Source organism: Mesorhizobium kowhaii, assembly GCF_042431665.1.
GTDB classification, from domain to species: domain Bacteria; phylum Pseudomonadota; class Alphaproteobacteria; order Rhizobiales; family Rhizobiaceae; genus Mesorhizobium; species Mesorhizobium kowhaii.
Map to the genome: position 1 here is coordinate 346207 of NZ_JBHLYT010000002.1, position 20044 is coordinate 366250.

Consider the following 20044-nt stretch of genomic DNA (forward strand, 5'->3'; position numbering starts at 1 on the left):
TCCTCATTGCCGCATCGCCTTGCCCAGGGGGTCGTAGGGCGAGCCCGCGATGACGTGCGCCGGCCGCTCCATGCCAACGACATGCACCGAGAGCGCGGTGCCCTCGCCTGCGAAGCCGCGGTCGACGAGCGCAAGCGCCAGGCTTTTGCCGACCGTATAGCCATAGCCGCCCGAAGTGACGAAGCCGACGCGCCGGCCTTGATGCCAGACCGGCTCGAAGCCGCTGGCGTCGGCGTCGACGGCATCAATCTCCAGCGTCACCAGGCGCTGGCCGCTGCCGGCCTCTCGCTGTTTCAATGCCGCTTCGCGGCCGGTGAAGTCGCCCTTGCCGAACGCGATGAAGCGGTCGAGACCGGTCTGATCGGGTGTGTAGCCCTGCGTGAATTCACGCGACCAGATGCCAAAACTCTTTTCCAGCCTCAGCGCGTTCAGCGCATAATAGCCGATCTCGGCAAGGCCGAGATCCTCGCCGGCGGCCAGCAGCGTTTCGCGCAAGCTGGCATGCATGGTCACCGGACAACTGATCTCAAAGCCGAGCTCGCCGGCGATCGAGAGGCGGGCAACCTGTGCCTGTACCATGCCGATGTCGAATGCGCCGCAGGCCATGAACGGCAGTGCCGCGCCCGACACATCCTGATGCGTCGTTCGGGCCAAGATCGTCCGCGCGTTCGGCCCGGTCAGCAGGAAGCCGCTTATCGTGTCGGAAAGGTCGGTGACGGTGACGCCCTCCGCCGCATGGCTCTCGAACCAGCGCATGTGGAATTCTCTGAGATAGTAGGAGCCCATCAGCCAATAGTCGCCACCGCCCCAGTTGAAGACCGTGAGGTCGCCCTTCAGCCGCCCGTCATGGCCGAGCATTGGCGCCAGCCTCGCCTGTCCCGGCTTCGGCAGCCTGCAGGCAAGCAACTGGTCAAGCCATGCTTCGGCCCCGGGCCCGGAAACCGCATAGCGCGCATAGGCCGAGATATCGACGAGACCGGCGGCACGCCGAACCCGCAGCGCCTCGTCGCCGACGATGTCGAAGGCGTTGGATCGTCGCAGCGTCGTGTTCTCGCGAAACCCCATCGGCGCGAAATAGGCCGGGATTTCCAGACCCCAGGATGCCGTCCATTCGCAACCCGCCGCCGTCATGCCGTCATAGGCGCCGGGGCGCTTCAGCGGCCGGCCGGCGGGCAGTCGCTCATTGGGGAAGGTCATGACGAAGCGGCGCGAATAGAACTGGCGCGTCGTCTGCCTGAGATATTCGCGATTGGCCGCGAAGGCGCCGTAGCGGGCGATATCCATGCCGAAGATGTCGGCCTGCGGCTCGCCATGGATCATCCACTCGGCCAGCGACTTGCCGACGCCGCCGCCCTGGCTGAAGCCGGCCATGACGCCACAGGCAACCCAGTAATTCTTCAAGCCGCGCACCGGCCCGACGATCGGATTGCCGTCCGGTGTGAAAGTGAAAGCGCCATTGACCCATTTGCGGATGCCGGCCGTCCTCAGGCAAGGAAAGCGCTCATAGGCCTTGGACAGTTCCGGGCTGATGCGGTCGATGTCTTCCGGGATCAGCTCGATGCCGTAATCCCATGGCGCACCATCCATGTTCCAGTGCTTCGGGTTCTGCTCGTAGACGCCGAGCAGCACGCCCTTGCGCTCTTGCCTGAGGTAGGAAAAGCCGTCGAGATCGACCGCAAGGCCGAGTTCCTTGTCGAGGGCGGCGACCTCCGGAATGTCCTCGGTGATGAAATAATGGTGCTCCATCGGCGTCACCGGCAGATCGACGCCGGCCATGCGCCCGAGCTGCTTTGCCCACAGCCCGCCAGCATTGACGACATGCTCGGCCACGATCGTGCCTTGCTCGGTGACGACATCCCAGTGCCCGTCGGCCCGCGCCTTCAACGCGACCACCCGATTGCGCAGGATGACGTCGGCGCCACGTTTCTTCGCGGCACCGGCATAGGCATGCGTCGTTCCATAGGGGTCGAGATGGCCTTCGTTGGAATCGTAGAGACCGCCGAGCACACCGCTGACATCGACGATCGGGCAGATCTCCTTGATCTCCTTCGGCGTCACCAGGCGAGCCGTTTCGATGCCGACCGACTGGAACACGGCCCAGGCCGATTTCAGCCACTCCCAGCGCTGAGGGTCGCTCGCCATGTTGACGCCGCCCGTCATGTGCAGGCCCGCGTTCTGGCCGGATTCGGCCTCGATCTCGCGATAGAGCTTGATGGTATAGTCCTGCAGCGCCGCGACGTTGGGGTCGGCATTGAGTGCGTGGAATCCGGCCGCCGCGTGCCAGGTCGAACCGGCTGTCAGTTCGGCACGCTCGATCAGCGCCACATCGCTCCAGCCGAAACGCGTCAGATGGTAGAGCACCGAGGCGCCAACCACGCCACCCCCGATGACGACTGCGCGGTAGTGCGACTTCAAGGCTTCCCCTCCACGGCTGGTCCGAAGGCTGCACCATATACGCACTAGACATAAGTGTCTAGTGCGATGCGGACACACCGCGCTTCGTCGATTTGAGCCTGACGGAGTGATCAATTCTTTCGTGCGACCACACGTTTTTATCGACGTGTGAAGAAGCCGGCGGGCGGGCATCGCGCGCTGTCACGCAAGCATCATGTTCGCGCCGTAGACCGCTTTTCGGGGAGGCGCGCGCGGCATCATCGATGCTGCACCTCTTTCAGCTTTTCGTCCATCGGCCGCTCAGGCACGCTTTGTCACAAAGAGGATTATCCATGAAACACCTGTACCGAACCGCGTCGCTCGGCGTCGCGCTGGCATTGTTCACCGCCTTGACGCCGGCTCTCGCCGACAGCACCGCGACGGTCGGCGGTACCAGCTTCGTCAACAAGGGACTGGTTGGCGTCGGCCGCATCCCGGCCAGCCAGAAGGACAAGTTCGGCGAGACGTTCGGCTCAGGCTCCGGCATGGCGATCGACACCGCCGGCTGGACGCATGGCGCCGACGGCTACAAGGGTTCGCTCTGGCTGCTGCCGGACCGCGGCTACAATGTCGTCGGCACCACCGATTACCGGCCACGCCTCAACACAATCGGCATCGAGTTCGCGCCGACCGCACCTGGTGCGGCACCCGCGGCCGGCCAGGAGCAGTCCGGCGTCAAGGCGACACTCGCCGACACCATGCTCTTGACCGACGACAAGGGCGCTGACGCCACCGGCCTCGACCCGCTCAACGGCGTGCGCGCAGCAAGCGGCGACATGCCGATCCTGCCCGAGGCCAACGGCAAGCTGGCGCTCGACAACGAGGCGATCGTGCGGCTGCCCGACGGCTCGATGTTCATCTCCGACGAATACGGCCCGAACATCTATCGGTTTTCAGCCGAAGGCCGCCTGCTGTCGGCGACCCAGCCGCCGGCCGCCCTCGTGCCGATGCGCCATGGCGCGCCGAACTTCGCCTCGGACAATCCGGGTCCGGGTGCCGCCGAGCCCGATCCGAAGGATCCCGATACCGGCCGCCAGAACAACCAAGGCCTCGAAGGCATCGCGATGACGCCGGACGGCAAGTTCCTGATCGCCGTGCTGCAGTCGGCGCCCCGGCAGGATGGCGGCGATTCCGGCGCGACGCGCCAGAACACGCGTGCGCTGGTCTATGACGCTTCCGACCTCGCCCATCTCAAGCTGGCGCACGAATATGTCGTGCCGCTGCCGGTGTTCAAGGATGCCAAGGGCAAGACCAAGGTGGCCGCGCAGAGCGAGATCGTGGCCCTGTCCGACCAGACATTCCTGATGCTGACCCGCGACAGCGGCAACGGCCAGGGGTTGAAGGGCGATACCTCGCTGCTTCGCCAGATCAACATCGTCGATCTCTCCGCCGCGACCGACATTGCCGGTGGCACCTTCGACGCCGCCGACAAGCCGGTGGCGCCCAAGGGCGTGCTCGACCCATCGGTGACGCCGGCCAAGCTGACGCCGTTCATCGACCTCAACGACAAGGGCGAGCTCGGCCGCTTCGGCCTGCACAATGGCGCGCCGAACGACAACAACAACCTCTCGGAAAAGTGGGAGGCGATGTCGGTGGTCAGCGTGCTCGATCCGAAGCTGCCCGACGACTATTTCCTGTTCGTCGCCAACGACAACGACTTCCTCACCCAGGACGGCTTCCAGGTCGGTGCACCCTACAAAGCCGAGGACGGCGCCGATGTCGACACCATGTTCACGGTCTATCAGGTCACGCTTCCCGGCCTCGCCAAGAAGTAACGACACCATGCAGGCGGACGCGCCAAGCGCGTCCGCCTAGCTCTTCAAGTCGTTTGGCCCTTCAAGTCGTTTGTCGACGATCACCAATGCCGGAAATCCATAATTGTGCCCCATCCTGTGGCACGACGTTAGCCGAGCCGCCCACGGATCGTGAAGGCACTTACTTCAGCATCTCCGCGTCCTTTGGCACGCCCGCATCGATCGGCTCGGCCGTCCTGTTCGACACGGCGGTGATCTTCGCGGCGGCCGAAAGGTTCGCGCGCACGAAGACCGGCGCGGCGCCGTTGACGCGGCCGTAGAGGTCGATGATGTCCTGGTTCATGAAGCGCACACAGCCGGACGAAGCGTTCTTCCCGATGGAATCCCACTCCGGCGTGCCGTGCAGCCGGTACATCGTGTCCTTGCCGTCGCGGAAAAGATACAGCGCGCGGGCGCCTAGCGGGCTCTGCGGTCCGGGCGGCATGCCGTCCCTGTATTTCGCCAGTTCCGGCCGGCGCTGGATCATCTCCGGCGGCGGCGTCCAGACCGGCCACTTCTTCCTCGCCTGAACCACGGCGCTGCCGGTCCATCCGAAACCGGCCTTGCCGAGGCTGACGCCATAGCGGATAGCCTTGCCGCCGTCGCGCACCAGATAGAGGAAGTGCTCGGAGACATCGACGACGATCGTGCCGGGCTTTTCTCCGGTCGGGTCGGACACGACCTGGCGCACGAACTTCGGATCCATCTTGGCCACCGGGATTGCCGGCAGCTGATAGCCCTCGTCGACGCGCGCCGCATACATGCTTGCGACATCGCCGAAAGCCGGATCGCTTGGCGGCTCTGCCACTGGCGGCGTCACCACCTCCGTCGTGGTGCACGCCGAAAGAGCCACGGAGGCCGCGCCCATAGCGGATGCACCGAGAAACGCGCGCCGGTTCAGGCGCTCAAAAAACAGCGGAATATCGGACATGAACCCCAGCTAACCCATAAGATTTAATGGAATGCGGCCCCACGCGTCAGGATCAATATCCGATTTCGGAGGCTTTGAGAACATGATTAGATCAAGGCACGGACTGAGATAAGCCTTCGCCGAGTTGCCTGCCATGGACGACAAGATGCCCACGCGCCGCCGCACCGGCGACCTGACCAGCGGCCCGATCCCGCGAACGCTGCTGCTGTTCGCCCTGCCCGTGCTCGGCTCCAACGTGCTGCAGTCGCTCAACGGGTCGATCAACGCCGTCTGGGTCGGCCGCTTTCTCGGCGAATCCGCGCTGACGGCCACCTCCAACGCCAACCTCGTCCTGTTCCTCATCCTCGGCACGGTGTTCGGCATCGGCATGGCAGCCACCATCCTGGTGGCACAGTCGGTCGGCGCCCGCGACCTGCCCGAAGCGCGCCGCATCGTCGGCACCAGCGCCACCTTCTTCTTCCTCATCTCGGTTATCTTCGCGGTCTGCGGCTGGATCTGGGTCGACGCCATCCTCAACACGCTCGGCACACCGGCCGATGCCTTGCCGCTCGCGCGCTCCTATCTGCGCATCATCTTTGTCGCCGTGCCGATGATGAACCTTTTGTCGTTCGTCATGACAGTGCTGCGCGGTGCTGGCGATTCACGCACGCCCTTCTTCTTCATGGCGCTCGCCGTCGTCCTCGACATCGTGCTCAACCCGCTGCTGATCCGCGGCATCGGGCCCTTCCCGGAACTCGGCATCGCCGGATCGGCCACCGCGACGCTGATCGGCCAGACGGTGAGCGTGATCGCCATTCTCGTCGTGCTTTATGCCGGCAAGCATCCGCTGCGGCTGGCCGGCGCCAACCTCGCCCTGCTGCGGCCCGACCCCGCTTTGCTGCGCATCATCGTCTTCAAGGGCGTGCCGATGGGCCTGCAGATGATCGTCATCTCGGCGGCCGCGCTGACGGTGATGGGCATCGTCAATTCCTACGGTTCGCAGGTCGCCGCCGCCTACGGCATTGCCGCGCAGCTATGGACCTACATCCAGATGCCGGCGCTCGCCATCGGTGCCGCCGTCTCCTCGATGGCGGCGCAGAATGTCGGCGCCGGCCGTTGGGACCGGATCGGCCGCATCGCCGCCTCCGGCGTCGGCTTCAACCTGGTGCTGACCGGCGCACTGGTTGCCGTGTTGTCCGTTTTCGACCGTTCGGTGCTGAGCCTGTTCCTGAGCAGCGACAGCGCCGCGATCGACATCGCCGCCCACATCAACAATGTCGCGTCCTGGTCGTTCATCCTGTTCGGCATCACCATCGTGCTGTTCGCCACCGTGCGCGCCACAGGCGCGGTGATGCCGCCGCTGATCATCCTGGTGATCTCGGTGCTGATCGTGCGCACCGGCTTTGCCTACTTCATGCGCGGCGTGATCGGCGAGGAAGCGCTGTGGTGGAGTTTCTCGGCCGGCTCGATCACCTCGCTTATGCTGGCCGCGGCCTACTACCGCTTCGGCCGCTGGCGCACCATGCACATGATCGAGAACAGGCCGGCCGCCGGCGAGCCGCCGGACACCGGCCTTGGCGTGCCGCGCCAGCGCGCGAATATGACGCCTGAGACGCCGAATGGCTGAAAGATTTGGCACCCTGGCCAGCGTTTGTCGACGGCTGGTCAGGCGAAACGCGGTGCCTTCGGCGGTTCGCCTGAACCGGCTTGTTTTGCTTCCGCTCGAAACGCCCGGGAGTCCAACAGATCCACGGACGCCGCATGTCTGGGCTTTCCTGCCACCGCTGAACACTGTGCCGACTACCTCCGGTTCGCCCAGCCACATGGCCGGTAGCCGCCCGTCCCGCCATCGCGTAGATTTCGCCGTTAGAGGGGGAGAATCCATGGGCAAAAGCAGGGTCGAGGCATTCACCGATGGCGTGGTGGCCATCATCATCACCATCATGGTGCTCGAGCTGAAAGTGCCGCATGGCGAGGATGTTTCCGCCCTGTTGCCGTTGTGGCCGATCTTCTTCTCCTACGTACTGTCCTTCATCAATGTCGGCATCTACTGGAACAATCTGCACAACATGTTCCATACCGTGCAGCGCGTCGACGGCCGCGTGCTGTGGGCGAACCTGAACATGCTGTTCTGGCTGTCGCTGGTGCCGGCGACGACGGCGTTCATGGGCGAGAACCACTTTGCGCCGGTGCCGGTCGCCGTCTATGGCGCCGATCTCGCGCTATGCGCCATCGCCTATAATATTCTGGCGGCCGCGCTGCATCGCCTGCACGGCAACGACACAGCCTTTGCCAAGGCGCTGGGCAATGACCGCAAGGGCAAGCTTTCGCTGGCTGTCTACATCGCAGCCGTCCTGCTGACCTTCGTCAATCAGTGGATCGGCGTCGCGCTTTACGTGCTGGTCGCGATGGTCTGGCTCGTGCCGGATACGCGCTTCGCGCGGGTGATCGAAAAGTAGCTGTTATCTACGTGTTTGACGCAATTCCCAAGGGAAAGCGCTATGCGCTTTTCCCGGGAAAACCGCTACACATCTTTCCTGGAATTGCTCTATTTGCGCATCGCCTTCAGTTTTTCCGCCACTGAAGCGGCAAGGTCGGCATAGCGCTCCTCCAGCCGTTCCGCCGCCTTGATGATCGAGAAATCATGGCCAAACTTCTCCAGCGCCATGCGCAGCTTCTCGACGAACTCGGCTTGTTTCTCCAGGGCGGAAAAGAGCGTCTTCACCTGCGCTTCGCTGATGTCGGGGTTGACCAGCATCTGCGGCACCTCGCGGCTCATCTGATCGCCGGTGGCTGTCTGTTCCTTCAGAATTGCGACCCAGTCCGTCAATCAGGAAATCTCCATTTCTCACGGCAACATGCGCAGCCTCGGCCGGGCTGGTCAACCCGGCCGAGGCATCTCGCCCGAAAGCGCGCAGCGGTTTTGGGACAACGACATGCATGAAAACAAGACCTTGAGCGCGCCGCATGTTTCCCTTCAAACGCGATGCGCTTTAGGCGCAGAGAGGCTTGCGCAAGCCCGTTCCAGCGCTAAGTTCGGCGCCATCGAAAGAAGGAAGCCATCGCCCATGATCACCGACGCCGAAATCCAGACCGCCCTGCCCGCGCTTGGCCCGGGCAACACCGCCGTCATCACTGGCGCCGCCAGCGGTATTGGTCTTGCGGCCGCCAAGCGGCTTGCATTGATGGGCATGAAGATCGTGCTGGCGGATATCGGCAGCGCGCGCCTTGACGACGCCTCCCGCGTCGTCGCTGCGATTGCGGGCGAGGATGCCGTGCTTGCCGTCGCCGCCGACGTATCGAACGCGGATGAGGTGGACCGTCTCGCCGAAAGAGCGTTCGGCGCCTTCGGCGACGTGTCGCTGCTGATGAACAATGCCGGCGTCGGCAACAACCCCGGAAAGCCTTGGGAAAACCGCGATGCCTGGAAGCGGCTTCTGGACATCAATTTCTGGGGCGTCGTGCACGGCGTCGAGGCCTTCGCGCCGCGCATGCTGGCCTCGGCCAAGCCGGGGCTGATCATCAATACCGGCTCCAAGCAAGGCATCACCACGCCGCCCGGAAACCTTGCCTACAATGTCTCGAAGGCCGGGGTGAAGACCTACACCGAAGGCTTGGCGCATGCGCTGCGCAACGAACCCGGCGCCCATCTCGCCGCCCATCTGCTGATCCCCGGCTTCACCTTTACCGGCCTAACAGAGGGCGCGACGGAAAAACCGGCCGGCGCCTGGACTGGCGAACAGGTCGTTGATTTCATGCTGGAATCCCTGACCAGGGGCGATTTCTACATCCTGTGCCCGGACAATGAAGCGGCGCGGCCGCTGGATGAAAAGCGCATGGCCTGGGCGATCGGCGACATCATCGAGAACCGACCGGCTCTGTCGCGCTGGCATCCGGACTACAAGGAGCCTTTCGCGGCCTACATGAAGCGCTGAGCGTTCTCGGAGACTGGTCCTGAATTTTCAGCCTTTCAGGCCGCGTGCTTTTTCGGCCCGCGCTTCTGCGCCACGGCCTTCTTCGCAGTCACGGCGGCGATCTTCTCGTCATGCCGCTTGGCCGCACGCTCGCATTTGTCGCGGATCTCCTCGACTTCGGATTCGGTCAGATGTTCGATGCCGATGAAGTTGTTGTGGCCCTCGCTGACCCGGATCAGTTCGTCGAGCTTGGCCTGGATCGCCGCGCCGTCGCGATTCTGGGTGTTCTGGATGAGAAAGACCATCAGGAAGGTGATGACGGTCGTGCCGGTGTTGATGACGAGCTGCCAGGTGTCCGAGAAGCCGAAGAACGGCCCGCTCACCGCCCAGACCGCGACGATCAGGCAACAGACGGCAAATGTCAGCGGCAGGCCGGTTATATGGGCGACCCTGTTGGCGATCGTAGTGAAAAGCTTTTCCATCTATCGAAATCCCTCAACGCCGCGGCACAATGAGAAACAACCGACGACCGTTTCAGGTTCCCGGCGCAAACAAATACGTCAGGCACAATTGGATACACGCATAAAGAGAACAAGGTGGCAAACACACCTTATGGCTTCAATGTCACAGTAACCGTGCAGGCAAGAGAACCTGCTCCTTCCGCTTCACAGCGGTATACCTCCGGCCCCTTCCGCTGCGCCACCCCCGCATGGCGGAAGGGGTTTCAGTCCGGTCAGATGGCGTCGTTTTCCCAGCGGTCGAGGAAAGCCTCGATCGGCATTTCCTGCATGTCGGGAACCGCCCTGGCGAGCTTTTCGACCGGCCAGTCCCACCAGGCGAGCGCTTCGATCCGTGACGCGACAGCGGCAGGAAAGCGTGGCCTGAGCGGTCTGGCCGGCACCCCGGTGACGATGGCGTAGGGCGGCACATCATGCGTCACCACCGCATTGGCGCCGATGACGGCGCCATTGCCGATGGTGACCCCGGGCATGATCACCGCACCGTGGCCGATCCAGACATCATGGCCCATGGTCACGGCTTTCGCCTGCCGCCGCGCGCGGAATGCGGCGTCGACGCCCAGCCAGCGAAAATACTCGTTCGGCCGGTAACTGACCTTATGCTGGGTCAGCCGCTCGATCGGGTGCTCCAGCGCGTTGATGCGGCTGTTGGAGGCGATCGAACAGAATTTGCCGATCGTCGTGTAGATCGCTTCGGCGTGGCGCTCGAAATAAGAGAAGTCGCCGACCGTCACCTCGCGCAGCACCACCCGCTCGCCGATCGAGGCATAGCGGCCGAGCTTGCAGGCCTTCAGTTCCGCGGTCGGATGGATGCGCGGCTCGGAATCCTTCGGGACGAGATTTTCGGAACGGTCCATGCGGCGGCTTTACCCCCGAGCGATTGGTCCCGCAAGCGGCACCAATCGTCCGTCAGACCAGTTCCGGGAAAGAGTTGGAACCAACTATTTCGGCTTGCCGTTGGTCCACACCACGTTCTGGCCGTAGAGCGGCACGGTGGTGACCGACATCTTGGCCGAGCCATTCTGCACCTGGCGCGAATGCGACAGGTAGATCAGCGTCTCGTTGGCCTTGTCGTAGATGCGGTTGACCACTTGCTTCTTCCAGATCAGGCTGATGCCCTGCTTGAACACTTCCTCGCCGCCTTCGCTCATGTCGATGTCCCCGATGGTGATGGGACCGGTCTGGCGGCAGGAGATCGAGGAATCGGAGGGATCCTCGAACCAGTTGCCCTTGTGCAGACGATCGATGATGCCGCGATCGAAATAGGAGACGTGGCAGGTGACGCCCTCCACCTTCGGATCCTTGATCGCCTCGACGATGATGTCGTTGCCGAGCCAGTCGACACCGACCTTGCCGACTTCATCGGCGACGGCCGCGCCGGCGCCAAGGACAACGCACGCGGCCAACGCGCCGCCGATCAGTTTTCGCCCAATCAGTCCTTGCAACATAGCCTCCTGCGGTTCGAGTTGCCGGTCACAGGTGGGGCGATCAGCCCGGCTTTGCAAGCAGATACGTCAACACCAATGCGGTTGCGGCAACGCGGCACTTTGCCTGGGCGGGGTAGAACCGCTAAGAGACTGTTTCGAAATTCGCTCTGGCGAGTCATATGGTGGTGATTTCGAGAACCGTAGCGCAGCGGACATTTGGTCCGTGAGCAACGGAAGCGCAGAAAACGCCATCAGATGGCCACCAGAGTAGAATTTCCAAACAGGCTCTAAGACTGTCGTGCTGGCGCGGCATGTGGCCGGCGCCCCGATGATTTCTGCGGACGGACCATACTGATGATGCGTTCTATTCTGGTCGGCATTCTCGTCCTGATGGCGGCCGGCATCGGCTGGCTGACCTTCGACTGGTACCGCGGCCACTATGGTGGCGAGCCCTTCGGCGCCGCCTTTACGCTGGTCGACCAGAAAGGCGCGCCGATCACCGAGGCCGCCTTCAGGGGCCAGCCCAGTGTCGTCTTCTTCGGCTTCACCCATTGCCCCGAGGTCTGCCCGACCACGCTGTTCGAACTGGCCGGCTGGCTGAAGACGCTCGGCGACGACGGCAAGAACCTGCACGCCTATTTCGTCTCGGTCGATCCGGAGCGCGACACGCCAGATGTCATGAACAGCTATGTCAGCAATTTCTCCGACCGCATCGTCGGCATCACCGGCGACCCGGACAAGGTCCATGCCATGGCCAAGTCGTTCGGCATCTACTGGAAGAAGGTCGACACCGGCGACGGCGACTACACGATGGATCACACCGCCTCGGTGCTGCTGCTCAACGCCAAGGGCGACTTTGCCGGCACCATCGCCTATGGCGAAAGCCCTGACACCGCCATTGCCAAGTTGAAGCGATTGGCCGCGGGCTGACGCATGATCCCGAACCGAAGGACCGCGTCAGCGAAAAGTGGGAACCGGTTTTCGGACAAGATCATGCTCAAACAAGACACATATCCATGACCCAGACGCGGCTTCATTTCATTACCGGAAAGCTCGAGGCGGACAGCATTTTCGCGGCGTTCGAGGCGGCCTTCGAGGATGAAGGCCTGCCGATCGCCGTGCTGGAGGTCGACGAGGATCGCGACATCTACGAAGTGTCGCTCTATGCCGATGGCGACGTCGATGCGGTCGAGGCGCGGGCCAAGGACATCCTTGTCGGCCTTTCCATAGCGAAGCCTATCGAGCGCGAATCCCTGCCCGATATCGACTGGGTGGCGCGCTCGCTGGAAGGCTTGAAGCCGGTGCGCGCCGGCCGTTTCTTCGTCCACGGCGCGCATGACCGCCGGAAGCGCCACAGCGGCGAACTTGCCATCGAGATCGAGGCGGGTCTTGCCTTCGGCACCGGCCACCACGGCACCACCGCCGGCTGCCTGGAAATGCTGGAAAAGGTCATGCGCCGCGAGCACCCGCGAAATGCGCTCGACCTCGGCACCGGCAGCGCGGTGCTGGCCATCGCCGTCGCCAAGCTGGCGCACATTCCGGTGCTAGCCACCGACATCGACCCGGTGGCGGTCAGGGTGGCTGCCGCCAATGCGCGGCTCAACCACGTCAAGGCGCTGGTGGAGACGGTGACCGCGCCGGGCTTTCACCATCCGATCTTTGGCAAACGCGCGCCTTTCGATCTCATCGTCGCCAACATATTGGCGCGGCCGCTGATGCGGTTGGCGCCGCAAATGGCCGATCACATCGCGCTTGGCGGCTCGATCGTGCTGTCAGGTATCCTCGAGCGCCAGCGCGACGCCGTCGTCTCGGCCTATGTCGGCCAGAACTTCCGCCACGTGCGCACCTTGCATCGCGAGGGCTGGGTGACGATCCACCTCAAGCATTGAGGCAGACAAGCCGGCAACGACCGCGCTTGGACCAAGCCCAGCCGGTTGTCAGTCAAGCGACGCTGTAGCAGGTTGCGCCAGCTGGAAATCGATTCCGATTTTCGGGGTCATGCGCTACGGTCGCGCCGAATTCAGGGAGGCCACAATGTTCCAGACCTTCGATTCCGCGGGTGACCCGGCAGTCGGCAAGCCGCGTGTTGCGCTGCTGCGCCAATGGCTGGCGGCCAACGGGCTGGACGGCTTCATCGTGCCGCGCGCCGACGAGCACCAGGGGGAATATGTCGCCGATCGCTCGGCGCGGCTGAAATGGCTGACCGGTTTCAGCGGCTCGGCCGGTGTCGCCATCGTTCTGCGCGACCGCGCCTTTGTCTTTGTCGACGGGCGCTACACGCTGCAGGTGCGCCACGAGGTCGATCTCAACATCTTTTCGATCGAAAGCCTGGTCGACAACCCGCCAGCCGCCTGGCTTAAGGACAATGTCGGCAAGGGCGCGCGGCTCGGCTTTGACCCGTGGCTACACACGATCAGCGAGCTCAAGGCGCTGCAAGCCTCGGCCGACAAGACCGGCGCTGTGCTGGTGCCGCTCGACAAGAACCCGATCGACATCATCTGGAAGGATCAGCCGGAGGCGCCGGCGGCGCCGGTCGAACTCCACCCGATCGGCTTTGCCGGCGAGCTCGCCAAGGACAAGCTGGCGCGGCTGGCAACGGCGATCGCCAAGGACGGCGCCACCCATGCGGTGCTGACCGACCCCTCCTCCATCGCCTGGGCCTTCAACATCCGTGGCGGCGACGTGCCGCACACACCGCTGGCGCTCGGCTTCGCCATCCTCGCTGCCGACGGATCGCACCAGCTTTTCATGGACCGGCGCAAGTTCTCGCGCCAGGTCGCGGCCTATCTCACGCAGCTCGCCGAGCCGCATGAGCCCGGCGAATTCGAAGCGGCGATCGTGGCCCTTGCCAAGGGTGGCGCGAAAATCGCGCTCGACCCGGTGCTGGCGGCCGACAGGCTGCGCATACTGGTCGAAGACAATGGCGGCACGGTGGTTGCCGCAGCCGACCCCGCCCGCATTCCGCGCGCCACCAAGAACCAGGCCGAGATCAACGGTTCCCGCGCCGCGCATCGCCGCGATGGCGCCGCGGTGGCGAAGCTTTTGTGCTGGCTGGAGCGCCAGAAACCCGGCTCGCTCGATGAGATTACCGTTGTGACCAAGCTCGAAGAGGCGCGCCGGCAGACCGGCGAGGAAACCCAGATGCCGCTGCGCGACATCTCCTTCGACACCATTTCCGGCGCCGGCCCGAACGGCGCCATCATGCATTACCGCGTTTCGCGCGCCACCAGCCGCAAGCTGCAGGCCGGCGAATTGTTCCTGCTCGATTCCGGCGGCCAGTATCAGGACGGCACCACCGACATCACCCGCACGGTGCCTATCGGCCAGCCGACCGAGGAAATGCGCGAACGCTTCACGCTGGTGCTGAAAGGCATGATCGGCATCTCGACGCTGCGTTTCCCCGCCGGCACGCGCGGCTCGGAAATCGACGCCGTCGCCCGCATGGCGCTGTGGAAGCACGGCTGCGACTTCGCCCACGGCACCGGCCATGGCGTCGGCTCCTATCTGGCCGTGCATGAGGGCCCGCAGCGCATCGCCCGCACCGGCACCGAAAAGCTGCTCGAAGGCATGATGCTGTCCAACGAGCCGGGCTACTACAAGGAAGGCTCCTACGGCATCCGCATCGAGAACCTGATCCTGGTGACGCCGGCGGAAGAGGTCGAGGGTGGCGACATCGCCATGCACGGCTTCGAGACGCTGACGCTGGCACCGATCGACAAGCAGCTGGTGCGCACCGATCTCTTGACGCGCGACGAGCTGCACTGGCTCGACACGTACCATGCCCGCGTGCTGGCCGAGATTGGGCCGATGCTCGACGGCGAAACGCTGGCCTGGCTGGAAAAGGCCACCGCGCCACTGCCGCATGACGCGAAGATTTGAAGACGTGCCGGCGTGGAGTCCGTGTCCGATAGGACGCGGCGCTTAACCGACCAGATGCCGGCCAATGATCAACACGGCTGCACCAACCAGAAACATTGGCAGAAGCCCACCGCGCAGCGATACTGCGCCGGCGAGCCCCAGCGCAGCCCATTCCACCGGCCCGGCCCCGAGCGCGGCCGGCGCCACCAGCGTTGTCAGCACTGCTGCTGGTACGGCGTTCAAACCCGCCTCGACGCGCGGATGCACATGTTCGAAACGCGAGAGCACGAGGTGCCCGCCTACGCGCGTGGCATAGGTGACCAATGCACCCGCGAGTATGATCCACAGTGTCGTGCTCACAGCGCCGCTCCACGCTTCGGCATTGCAGCGGCAAACACAATTCCAGCGGCGGCACCAATCGACACATGCCAGGGTGAGCCGACAAATTTGTAAGCCAGGATAGAGGCGGCAGCGCTTATCAGGACGACCGGCAACCAAAGCGGCCGGTCACGAAATTCGGTCACCAGTCCGAGAAAATAGATGGGAAGCAGGAAGTCGAGGCCAATCGCATGCGGGTTGGGTATCAAGCCGCCAAACGCCGCGCCCGCTGCCGACAGCGCCACCCAGAGCATGTAGATCGGCAGCGCCATGCCCATATACCAGACGAACGTCACTTCTTCACCGCGCTCGCTCTTGACCTCCGCCTCGGCATATTGCGGATCGACGAGGAAGAAGTAGGCGATCGCTTGCTTGATCGGCGGCCAATGCGCGAGGCGCGGGCCAACCGATGCCGAATAAAGCACGTGCCTGAAGTTTACCGCGAAGATCGAAAGCACGATCAGCCAAGGCGCGACCTGATGGCCGAACAGCTCAATGCCGACCATTTGACTGGCGCCGCCATAGATCGTCGCACTCATCAGCGTCGCTTCAGTCACGGACATGCCATTGTCAACCGCGAGCGCACCAAAGAGCAACGCAAAGGGCGAAGCCGCAACCACGGTCGGAATGCTTGCCCGGACGCCAAGCCAAAAATCGCTGGCCGGAGAATTTTCGGTCAAGGTCTCTGCTGACATCTCACGTTCCTAGGTCGCGCCGACATGTAGGTGTTTGCGATTGAAAAGTCAGACGAATTCGCTTGAGCCGATAAATCAGCGAAACTGATGTCATGGACCAACGCTCAGCATTGGCTCAAACAAGCAGAAGCTGTACGGTTCTTCGGTCGTTTGACCGGAACAAACCGTCGTCTGTTGAGGGCAGGCCCATGAACGGCATAAACCACCTCGTTTTGGCAGCTCACGATCTCGACGCGCTTCGTTCTGCCTATCGCGAACTCGGTTTTACTCTGACCCCGCGCGGTCAGCACCCATTCGGCACCGGCAATTCGATCATTCAGTTGCACGGCAACTATCTGGAACTTCTGTCAGTCACGATTCCGCAGGACGTTGTCGAGCATGGAGAAGGCAAATTCTCCTTCTCGGCTTTCAATCGCGACTATCTGGCCCGACATGAAGGATTCTCGATGACGGTGCTGGATACGTCGGATGCCGCCGCCGACAGAGCGGCCTGGATGGCAGAAGGGTTGCGGACATATCAGCCCTTCGAATTCTCCCGCATGGCAAAGATGCCGACCGGCGAGGACGTTCGCGTCGGCTTTTCGCTGGCTTTCCTGTCAACGCCGGCGGCACCGTGGTTCGGCCATTTCGCTTGCCAGCATTTCCGGCCGGAATATTACGCGCAGCCACAATATCTTGGGCACGCCAACTCGGCGCAGACCGTTCGCGACGTCTGGCTTTCGGGCAAAGATGCACTTGATCTTGCTGAGCATGTGCGGGCTTTTACGGGCGTGGCTGCAGAAAAGGGAAGCGCAGGCAGCATTGTCTTCAATACCCACACAGGGGCCATCATTTTGGCCAACCCGCAGGCTTTTGAAGATGCCTTCGGCATGTCACCTCCCCATCCTGATGACGGCCCCCATCTTGCCGGACTGACCATCAGGTGCCGAACGCTCGAAACCTTCACCGATCTCGGGCTGCCGTGGGCCGGCAGTCGGCTCGTCCTGTCGCCGACGCGGGGCTTCGGAACGGCGGTCGCCTTTTCGACTTAACAGCGCCCTGCAAGCGGTATGACTCATCTGATCCGTCTCGGCATCAGCTGACGACGAGCGAAGAAATATGAAATGTGGGTTGTCTATTTCTCGGGGACCTTGCCCTCGATCGCCCTGCCCCAGTCGAGCAGCGGCCTGGCGCGCACGGTGAAATCGACGAGTTCGTCGACCAGCTCCGACGTATGGATTCCCGCTGGGTCGATCACGTGCTGGACGACAAAATGCCGGTTGCGGATGGCGTCAGTCAGATCGGGTTCGCTGATATGTTCGAAGCCGCGTGGCGTACGCTTCATGCGGCCTTCCGTCTCGAGTTCAAGACGGTTCTTCTTCAATGCCTTTACCACGGCGCGGAATTTGTCGGGTTGCGTCGCGATGGTTTTGCGCATCGCCAGCAGCAGCGCCGGCTCCGGCTGCCACCAGGCGACGTCGGCAAAACAGCGCTCCAGCCCGATATGAACGTAGAACACGCCCTGCTCCATCTTGGTGCCGTCGGGCGACAGGATTGCCGACAAATGCCGGTTGTAGGGCCGCTTGTCCTTGGCGAAGCGCACATCGCGGTTGATGCGGAACAGCGACTTCTTGCGATCGCCGCGCAGACCGAGCCCGGCCTGCGCGAAACGCTCGGTGAGCGTTTCGACCAGATCGCCGAAGGGGTCGCGCATCTCCTTTTCGAACAGGTCGCGGTTTTCCAGGAACCACTCCCGGCTCTGATGGAAATCCAGCGCTTTCAGGAACGGAATGGCCTTCTGGCCGAAACCTTTGAATGCACCTTCCATCACGCCTTGCCGATCCGCACCAGCCAGGCGTCCTCGTCGATCACTTCGACGCCGAGTTCGCTGGCGAGCTTAAGCTTGGAGCCGGCACCCGGCCCGGCGACCACCAGATCCGTCTTCGCCGAAACCGAGCCTGCGACCTTCGCGCCGAGACGTTCGGCCATCGCCTTGGCTTCGGGGCGCGTCATCTTTTCCAGCGTGCCTGTGAACACGATCGTCTTGCCGGCGACCGCGCTGTCGGCCGAGATGGTCACGACATACGGCTTCGGCTTGACCTGCTTGAGCAGCGCATCCAGCACGTCGTCATTGCGCTCATTGCCGAAGAAATCGCGAAGCGCGTCGATCACCGTGTCGCCGATGCCGTTGACCGATGGGAAAACGGTATGCGGATCGTCGGCTGCCGCTGTCTCCTTGCCGACGCGGATCAACTCCTCAATGGTCGAGAAGGTTTTGGCAAGCACCGCGGCCGTCGTTTCGCCGATATGGCGGATGCCGAGCGCGAAGATGAAGCGGTCCAGTTCCGGTTCACGGCGCGAATCGATGGCAGCGAACAGCTTGTCGAGGCCTTCGTAATTGCGGTCCTCGACGCTGCGCACATTCTTGCGCGTCTTGCCCGATGCGGCCTCGCGCTGCCTGGCCTGCTCCTCACGCCGCTCGGCAAGCGCCTTGGTGACGGCAGGACGGCGATCCCTGAGCGTGAAGATATCGGCGGCTGTCTTGATCAATCCCGCGTTGAAGAAGGTGTCTATGTTTTCCGCGCCGAGGCCTTCGATGTCCAAGGCACCGCGAGACACGAAGTGGCGCAATCCTTCCACGGCCTGCGCGGGGCAGATCAGTTCGCCGGTGCAGCGGCGGCGGGAATCTTCCTTGCCGGTCTTCTCGTTGATCTCGCGCGTCGCCGGCGAGCCGCAGATCGGACAGGTGTGCGGGAACTCGTATGGCACGGCATCGGGCGGACGCTTGTCGATGACGACGCTGACGATTTGCGGTATGACGTCCCCTGCCCGCTGGATCACCACCGTATCGCCGATACGCACGTCGATGCCGTCGCGGATCGGCTGGCCCGTGCTGTCCAGACCCTTGATGTAGTCCTCATTGTGCAGCGTGACGTTTTCGACCACGACACCGCCAACCGTGACCGGCGCCAGCCGCGCAACCGGCGCCAGCGTGCCGGTGCGGCCGACCTGGATGTCGATCTTCTGCACCGTCGTCATCGCCTGTTCGGCGGGGAATTTATGCGCAACCGCCCAGCGCGGCTCGCCAGTGACGAAACCCCATCTGCGCTGCAGCTCCAGCTGGTCGACCTTGTAGACGACGCCGTCAATGTCATAGCCCAACGAGGAGCGCTGCTCCTCGATCCGATGATAATGCGCGATCAGCTCCTCGGCCGACTTCGCCCGCACCATCAGCGGACTGATCGCGAAACCCCAATCCTTGAACTTCTGCACAGAGCCGTACTGGGTCGGAGCGGGATCCTCCGACGTATAGCCCCAGGCATAGGCGAAGAATTTGAGGTTGCGGCTGGCGGTGACAGATGGATCCTTCTGGCGCAAGGAACCGGCTGCCGTGTTGCGCGGATTGACGTATTCCTGGCCGCCAACCGCCGCCGAGCGTTGCTTCAGCGCCTCGAATTCCGCGTAGGTCATATAGACCTCGCCGCGTATCTCGATGACCTCTGGCCAGCCCGAGCCCTTCAGCTTCGCGGGAATGTCGGCGATCGTCCTGAGATTGGCGGTGATGTCCTCGCCGACGGCACCGTCGCCACGCGTTGCGCCCTGCACGAACACGCCGCCCTCATAGCGCAGCGAAGCCGACAAACCGTCGATCTTCGGCTCGGCCGTGAAGGCGATGTCGAGATCCTTGTCGCGATCGAAGAACCGCCGGCCGCGTTCGATGAAATCGGCGACATCCTCGTCGGTATAGGCCTTGGCGAGGCTGAGCATCGGCACCGCATGGCGCACCTTGGCGAAGCCTTCCGCCGGCGCAGCGCCGACCCTGCGCGACGGCGAATCCTCGCGCACCAGCGCCGGAAAGCGCTGCTCGATGGCAAGGTTGCGCCGTGTCAGCGCATCATATTGCGCGTCGGTGATTATCGGCGCGTCCTCGGTATGGTAGCGCCGGTCATGCTCGGCGATCTCTTCCGCCAGGCGCTTCAGCTCGGCTTCGGCTTCGCTTTCTGTCAGGGCATCGGCTGGTTTTTCGGACATGGTTTCAGACCCGGCTCAACAGTGTATGTCGCCCAAAAGTGCGCAGCAGTTTTGGGACAACGACATGCATAGAAACAAAGACCTAAAGCGCGTCGCGTAAATCCGAT

Annotated in this window: 18 protein-coding genes; 8 read left to right on the top strand and 10 right to left on the bottom strand. The window is 63.3% G+C overall.

The genetic code is table 11. The features are described 5' to 3' along the window. Nucleotides 1-3 precede the first annotated feature (3 nt). Nucleotides 4-2415 (bottom strand): GcvT family protein, encoded by a 2412-nt coding sequence (locus ACFFNA_RS02445; RefSeq protein WP_378915308.1) that lies wholly within the window; start codon nt 2413-2415, stop codon nt 4-6. 311 nt (nt 2416-2726) lie between these two features. Between ACFFNA_RS02445 and ACFFNA_RS02450 the strand changes: the two genes are divergently transcribed. Beyond that, entirely contained in the window at nt 2727-4208 is a 1482-nt protein-coding gene (locus ACFFNA_RS02450; RefSeq protein WP_378915310.1) for an esterase-like activity of phytase family protein, read from the top strand. 160 nt (nt 4209-4368) lie between these two features. On the opposite strand, the gene ACFFNA_RS02455 is transcribed toward ACFFNA_RS02450, so the two are convergent. Then, complete coding sequence (locus ACFFNA_RS02455) at nt 4369-5157, bottom strand: L,D-transpeptidase (protein WP_378915312.1); 789 nt, start codon at nt 5155-5157, stop codon at nt 4369-4371. A 133-nt stretch (nt 5158-5290) separates the two neighbouring features. On the opposite strand from ACFFNA_RS02455, the gene ACFFNA_RS02460 reads away from it, so the two are divergent. Next, the gene (locus tag ACFFNA_RS02460; protein ID WP_378915314.1) at nt 5291-6763 is read left to right on the top strand and encodes an MATE family efflux transporter; all 1473 of its coding nucleotides are present in this window, start codon (nt 5291-5293) and stop codon (nt 6761-6763) included. A 256-nt stretch (nt 6764-7019) separates the two neighbouring features. After that, a complete protein-coding gene (locus ACFFNA_RS02465) occupies nt 7020-7595 on the top strand; it encodes a TMEM175 family protein (protein ID WP_378915316.1) in 576 nt (191 codons plus the stop codon). A gap of 89 nt (nt 7596-7684) precedes the next feature. On the opposite strand, the gene ACFFNA_RS02470 is transcribed toward ACFFNA_RS02465, so the two are convergent. Beyond that, nucleotides 7685-7966 (bottom strand): hypothetical protein, encoded by a 282-nt coding sequence (locus ACFFNA_RS02470; RefSeq protein WP_111543681.1) that lies wholly within the window; start codon nt 7964-7966, stop codon nt 7685-7687. A 238-nt stretch (nt 7967-8204) separates the two neighbouring features. Here ACFFNA_RS02470 and ACFFNA_RS02475 point away from each other — a divergent pair, with 238 nt between their 5' ends. After that, nucleotides 8205-9071, top strand: coding sequence for an SDR family NAD(P)-dependent oxidoreductase (locus tag ACFFNA_RS02475; RefSeq protein ID WP_378915319.1), 867 nt, complete (start codon nt 8205-8207; stop codon nt 9069-9071). 35 nt (nt 9072-9106) lie between these two features. Here the strand turns inward: ACFFNA_RS02475 and ACFFNA_RS02480 are convergent, their stop codons facing one another. The 3 genes from ACFFNA_RS02480 to ACFFNA_RS02490 all read right to left on the bottom strand — a co-directional run bounded on the left by ACFFNA_RS02480 (nt 9107) and on the right by ACFFNA_RS02490 (nt 11013). Further along, nucleotides 9107-9532, bottom strand: a complete 426-nt coding sequence (locus tag ACFFNA_RS02480) for a low affinity iron permease family protein (protein ID WP_378915321.1) — start codon at nt 9530-9532, stop codon at nt 9107-9109. Nucleotides 9533-9783: 251 nt separating this feature from the next. Next, nucleotides 9784-10425, bottom strand: a complete 642-nt coding sequence (locus ACFFNA_RS02485; RefSeq protein WP_378915323.1) for a DapH/DapD/GlmU-related protein — start codon at nt 10423-10425, stop codon at nt 9784-9786. 84 nt (nt 10426-10509) lie between these two features. Next, nucleotides 10510-11013, bottom strand: a complete 504-nt coding sequence (locus ACFFNA_RS02490; RefSeq protein WP_378915325.1) for a CreA family protein — start codon at nt 11011-11013, stop codon at nt 10510-10512. Nucleotides 11014-11349: 336 nt separating this feature from the next. On the opposite strand from ACFFNA_RS02490, the gene ACFFNA_RS02495 reads away from it, so the two are divergent. The 3 genes from ACFFNA_RS02495 (at nt 11350) to ACFFNA_RS02505 (ending at nt 14874) form a co-directional block, all read left to right on the top strand. Further along, nucleotides 11350-11925, top strand: a complete 576-nt coding sequence (locus tag ACFFNA_RS02495; protein WP_111543677.1) for an SCO family protein — start codon at nt 11350-11352, stop codon at nt 11923-11925. Nucleotides 11926-12011: 86 nt separating this feature from the next. After that, a complete protein-coding gene (locus ACFFNA_RS02500; protein WP_378915327.1) occupies nt 12012-12884 on the top strand; it encodes a 50S ribosomal protein L11 methyltransferase in 873 nt (290 codons plus the stop codon). A 145-nt stretch (nt 12885-13029) separates the two neighbouring features. Further along, nucleotides 13030-14874, top strand: coding sequence for an aminopeptidase P family protein (locus tag ACFFNA_RS02505; RefSeq protein ID WP_378915329.1), 1845 nt, complete (start codon nt 13030-13032; stop codon nt 14872-14874). A gap of 42 nt (nt 14875-14916) precedes the next feature. On the opposite strand, the gene ACFFNA_RS02510 is transcribed toward ACFFNA_RS02505, so the two are convergent. Then, nucleotides 14917-15213: a branched-chain amino acid transport AzlD family protein gene (locus ACFFNA_RS02510; protein WP_111543674.1), complete on the bottom strand. Its 297-nt coding sequence runs from the start codon at nt 15211-15213 to the stop codon at nt 14917-14919. Next, a complete protein-coding gene (locus ACFFNA_RS02515) occupies nt 15210-15926 on the bottom strand; it encodes an AzlC family ABC transporter permease (protein ID WP_378915331.1) in 717 nt (238 codons plus the stop codon). The genes ACFFNA_RS02510 and ACFFNA_RS02515 overlap by 4 nt, the downstream gene beginning before the upstream one ends. 92 nt (nt 15927-16018) lie before the next feature. Between ACFFNA_RS02515 and ACFFNA_RS02520 the strand changes: the two genes are divergently transcribed. Beyond that, nucleotides 16019-16957: a VOC family protein gene (locus ACFFNA_RS02520; protein ID WP_378915333.1), complete on the top strand. Its 939-nt coding sequence runs from the start codon at nt 16019-16021 to the stop codon at nt 16955-16957. Nucleotides 16958-17040: 83 nt separating this feature from the next. On the opposite strand, the gene ACFFNA_RS02525 is transcribed toward ACFFNA_RS02520, so the two are convergent. Together ACFFNA_RS02525 and ligA are read right to left on the bottom strand one after the other, a co-directional pair. Then, nucleotides 17041-17733 (bottom strand): DUF2461 domain-containing protein, encoded by a 693-nt coding sequence (locus tag ACFFNA_RS02525; RefSeq protein WP_378915335.1) that lies wholly within the window; start codon nt 17731-17733, stop codon nt 17041-17043. Beyond that, nucleotides 17733-19937 carry an NAD-dependent DNA ligase LigA gene (gene ligA / locus ACFFNA_RS02530; protein ID WP_378915337.1) on the bottom strand — a complete coding sequence of 735 codons (2205 nt, stop codon included), beginning with the start codon at nt 19935-19937 and terminating at the stop codon, nt 17733-17735. The genes ACFFNA_RS02525 and ligA overlap by 1 nt, the downstream gene beginning before the upstream one ends. Nucleotides 19938-20044 lie beyond the last annotated feature (107 nt).

Bases quoted from the DNA above. Each gene is read 5' to 3' on its own strand.
- ACFFNA_RS02450 (WP_378915310.1), top strand. From the start codon at position 2,727: ATGAAACACCTGTACCGAACCGCGTCGCTCGGCGTCGCGCTGGCATTG.
- ACFFNA_RS02455 (WP_378915312.1), bottom strand. From the start codon at position 5,157: ATGTCCGATATTCCGCTGTTTTTTGAGCGCCTGAACCGGCGCGCGTTT.
- ACFFNA_RS02460 (WP_378915314.1), top strand. From the start codon at position 5,291: ATGGACGACAAGATGCCCACGCGCCGCCGCACCGGCGACCTGACCAGC.
- ACFFNA_RS02465 (WP_378915316.1), top strand. From the start codon at position 7,020: ATGGGCAAAAGCAGGGTCGAGGCATTCACCGATGGCGTGGTGGCCATC.
- ACFFNA_RS02475 (WP_378915319.1), top strand. From the start codon at position 8,205: ATGATCACCGACGCCGAAATCCAGACCGCCCTGCCCGCGCTTGGCCCG.
- ACFFNA_RS02480 (WP_378915321.1), bottom strand. From the start codon at position 9,532: ATGGAAAAGCTTTTCACTACGATCGCCAACAGGGTCGCCCATATAACC.
- ACFFNA_RS02485 (WP_378915323.1), bottom strand. From the start codon at position 10,425: ATGGACCGTTCCGAAAATCTCGTCCCGAAGGATTCCGAGCCGCGCATC.
- ACFFNA_RS02495 (WP_111543677.1), top strand. From the start codon at position 11,350: ATGATGCGTTCTATTCTGGTCGGCATTCTCGTCCTGATGGCGGCCGGC.
- ACFFNA_RS02500 (WP_378915327.1), top strand. From the start codon at position 12,012: ATGACCCAGACGCGGCTTCATTTCATTACCGGAAAGCTCGAGGCGGAC.
- ACFFNA_RS02505 (WP_378915329.1), top strand. From the start codon at position 13,030: ATGTTCCAGACCTTCGATTCCGCGGGTGACCCGGCAGTCGGCAAGCCG.
- ACFFNA_RS02515 (WP_378915331.1), bottom strand. From the start codon at position 15,926: ATGTCAGCAGAGACCTTGACCGAAAATTCTCCGGCCAGCGATTTTTGG.
- ACFFNA_RS02520 (WP_378915333.1), top strand. From the start codon at position 16,019: ATGGACCAACGCTCAGCATTGGCTCAAACAAGCAGAAGCTGTACGGTT.
- ACFFNA_RS02525 (WP_378915335.1), bottom strand. From the start codon at position 17,733: ATGGAAGGTGCATTCAAAGGTTTCGGCCAGAAGGCCATTCCGTTCCTG.
- ligA (WP_378915337.1), bottom strand. From the start codon at position 19,937: ATGTCCGAAAAACCAGCCGATGCCCTGACAGAAAGCGAAGCCGAAGCC.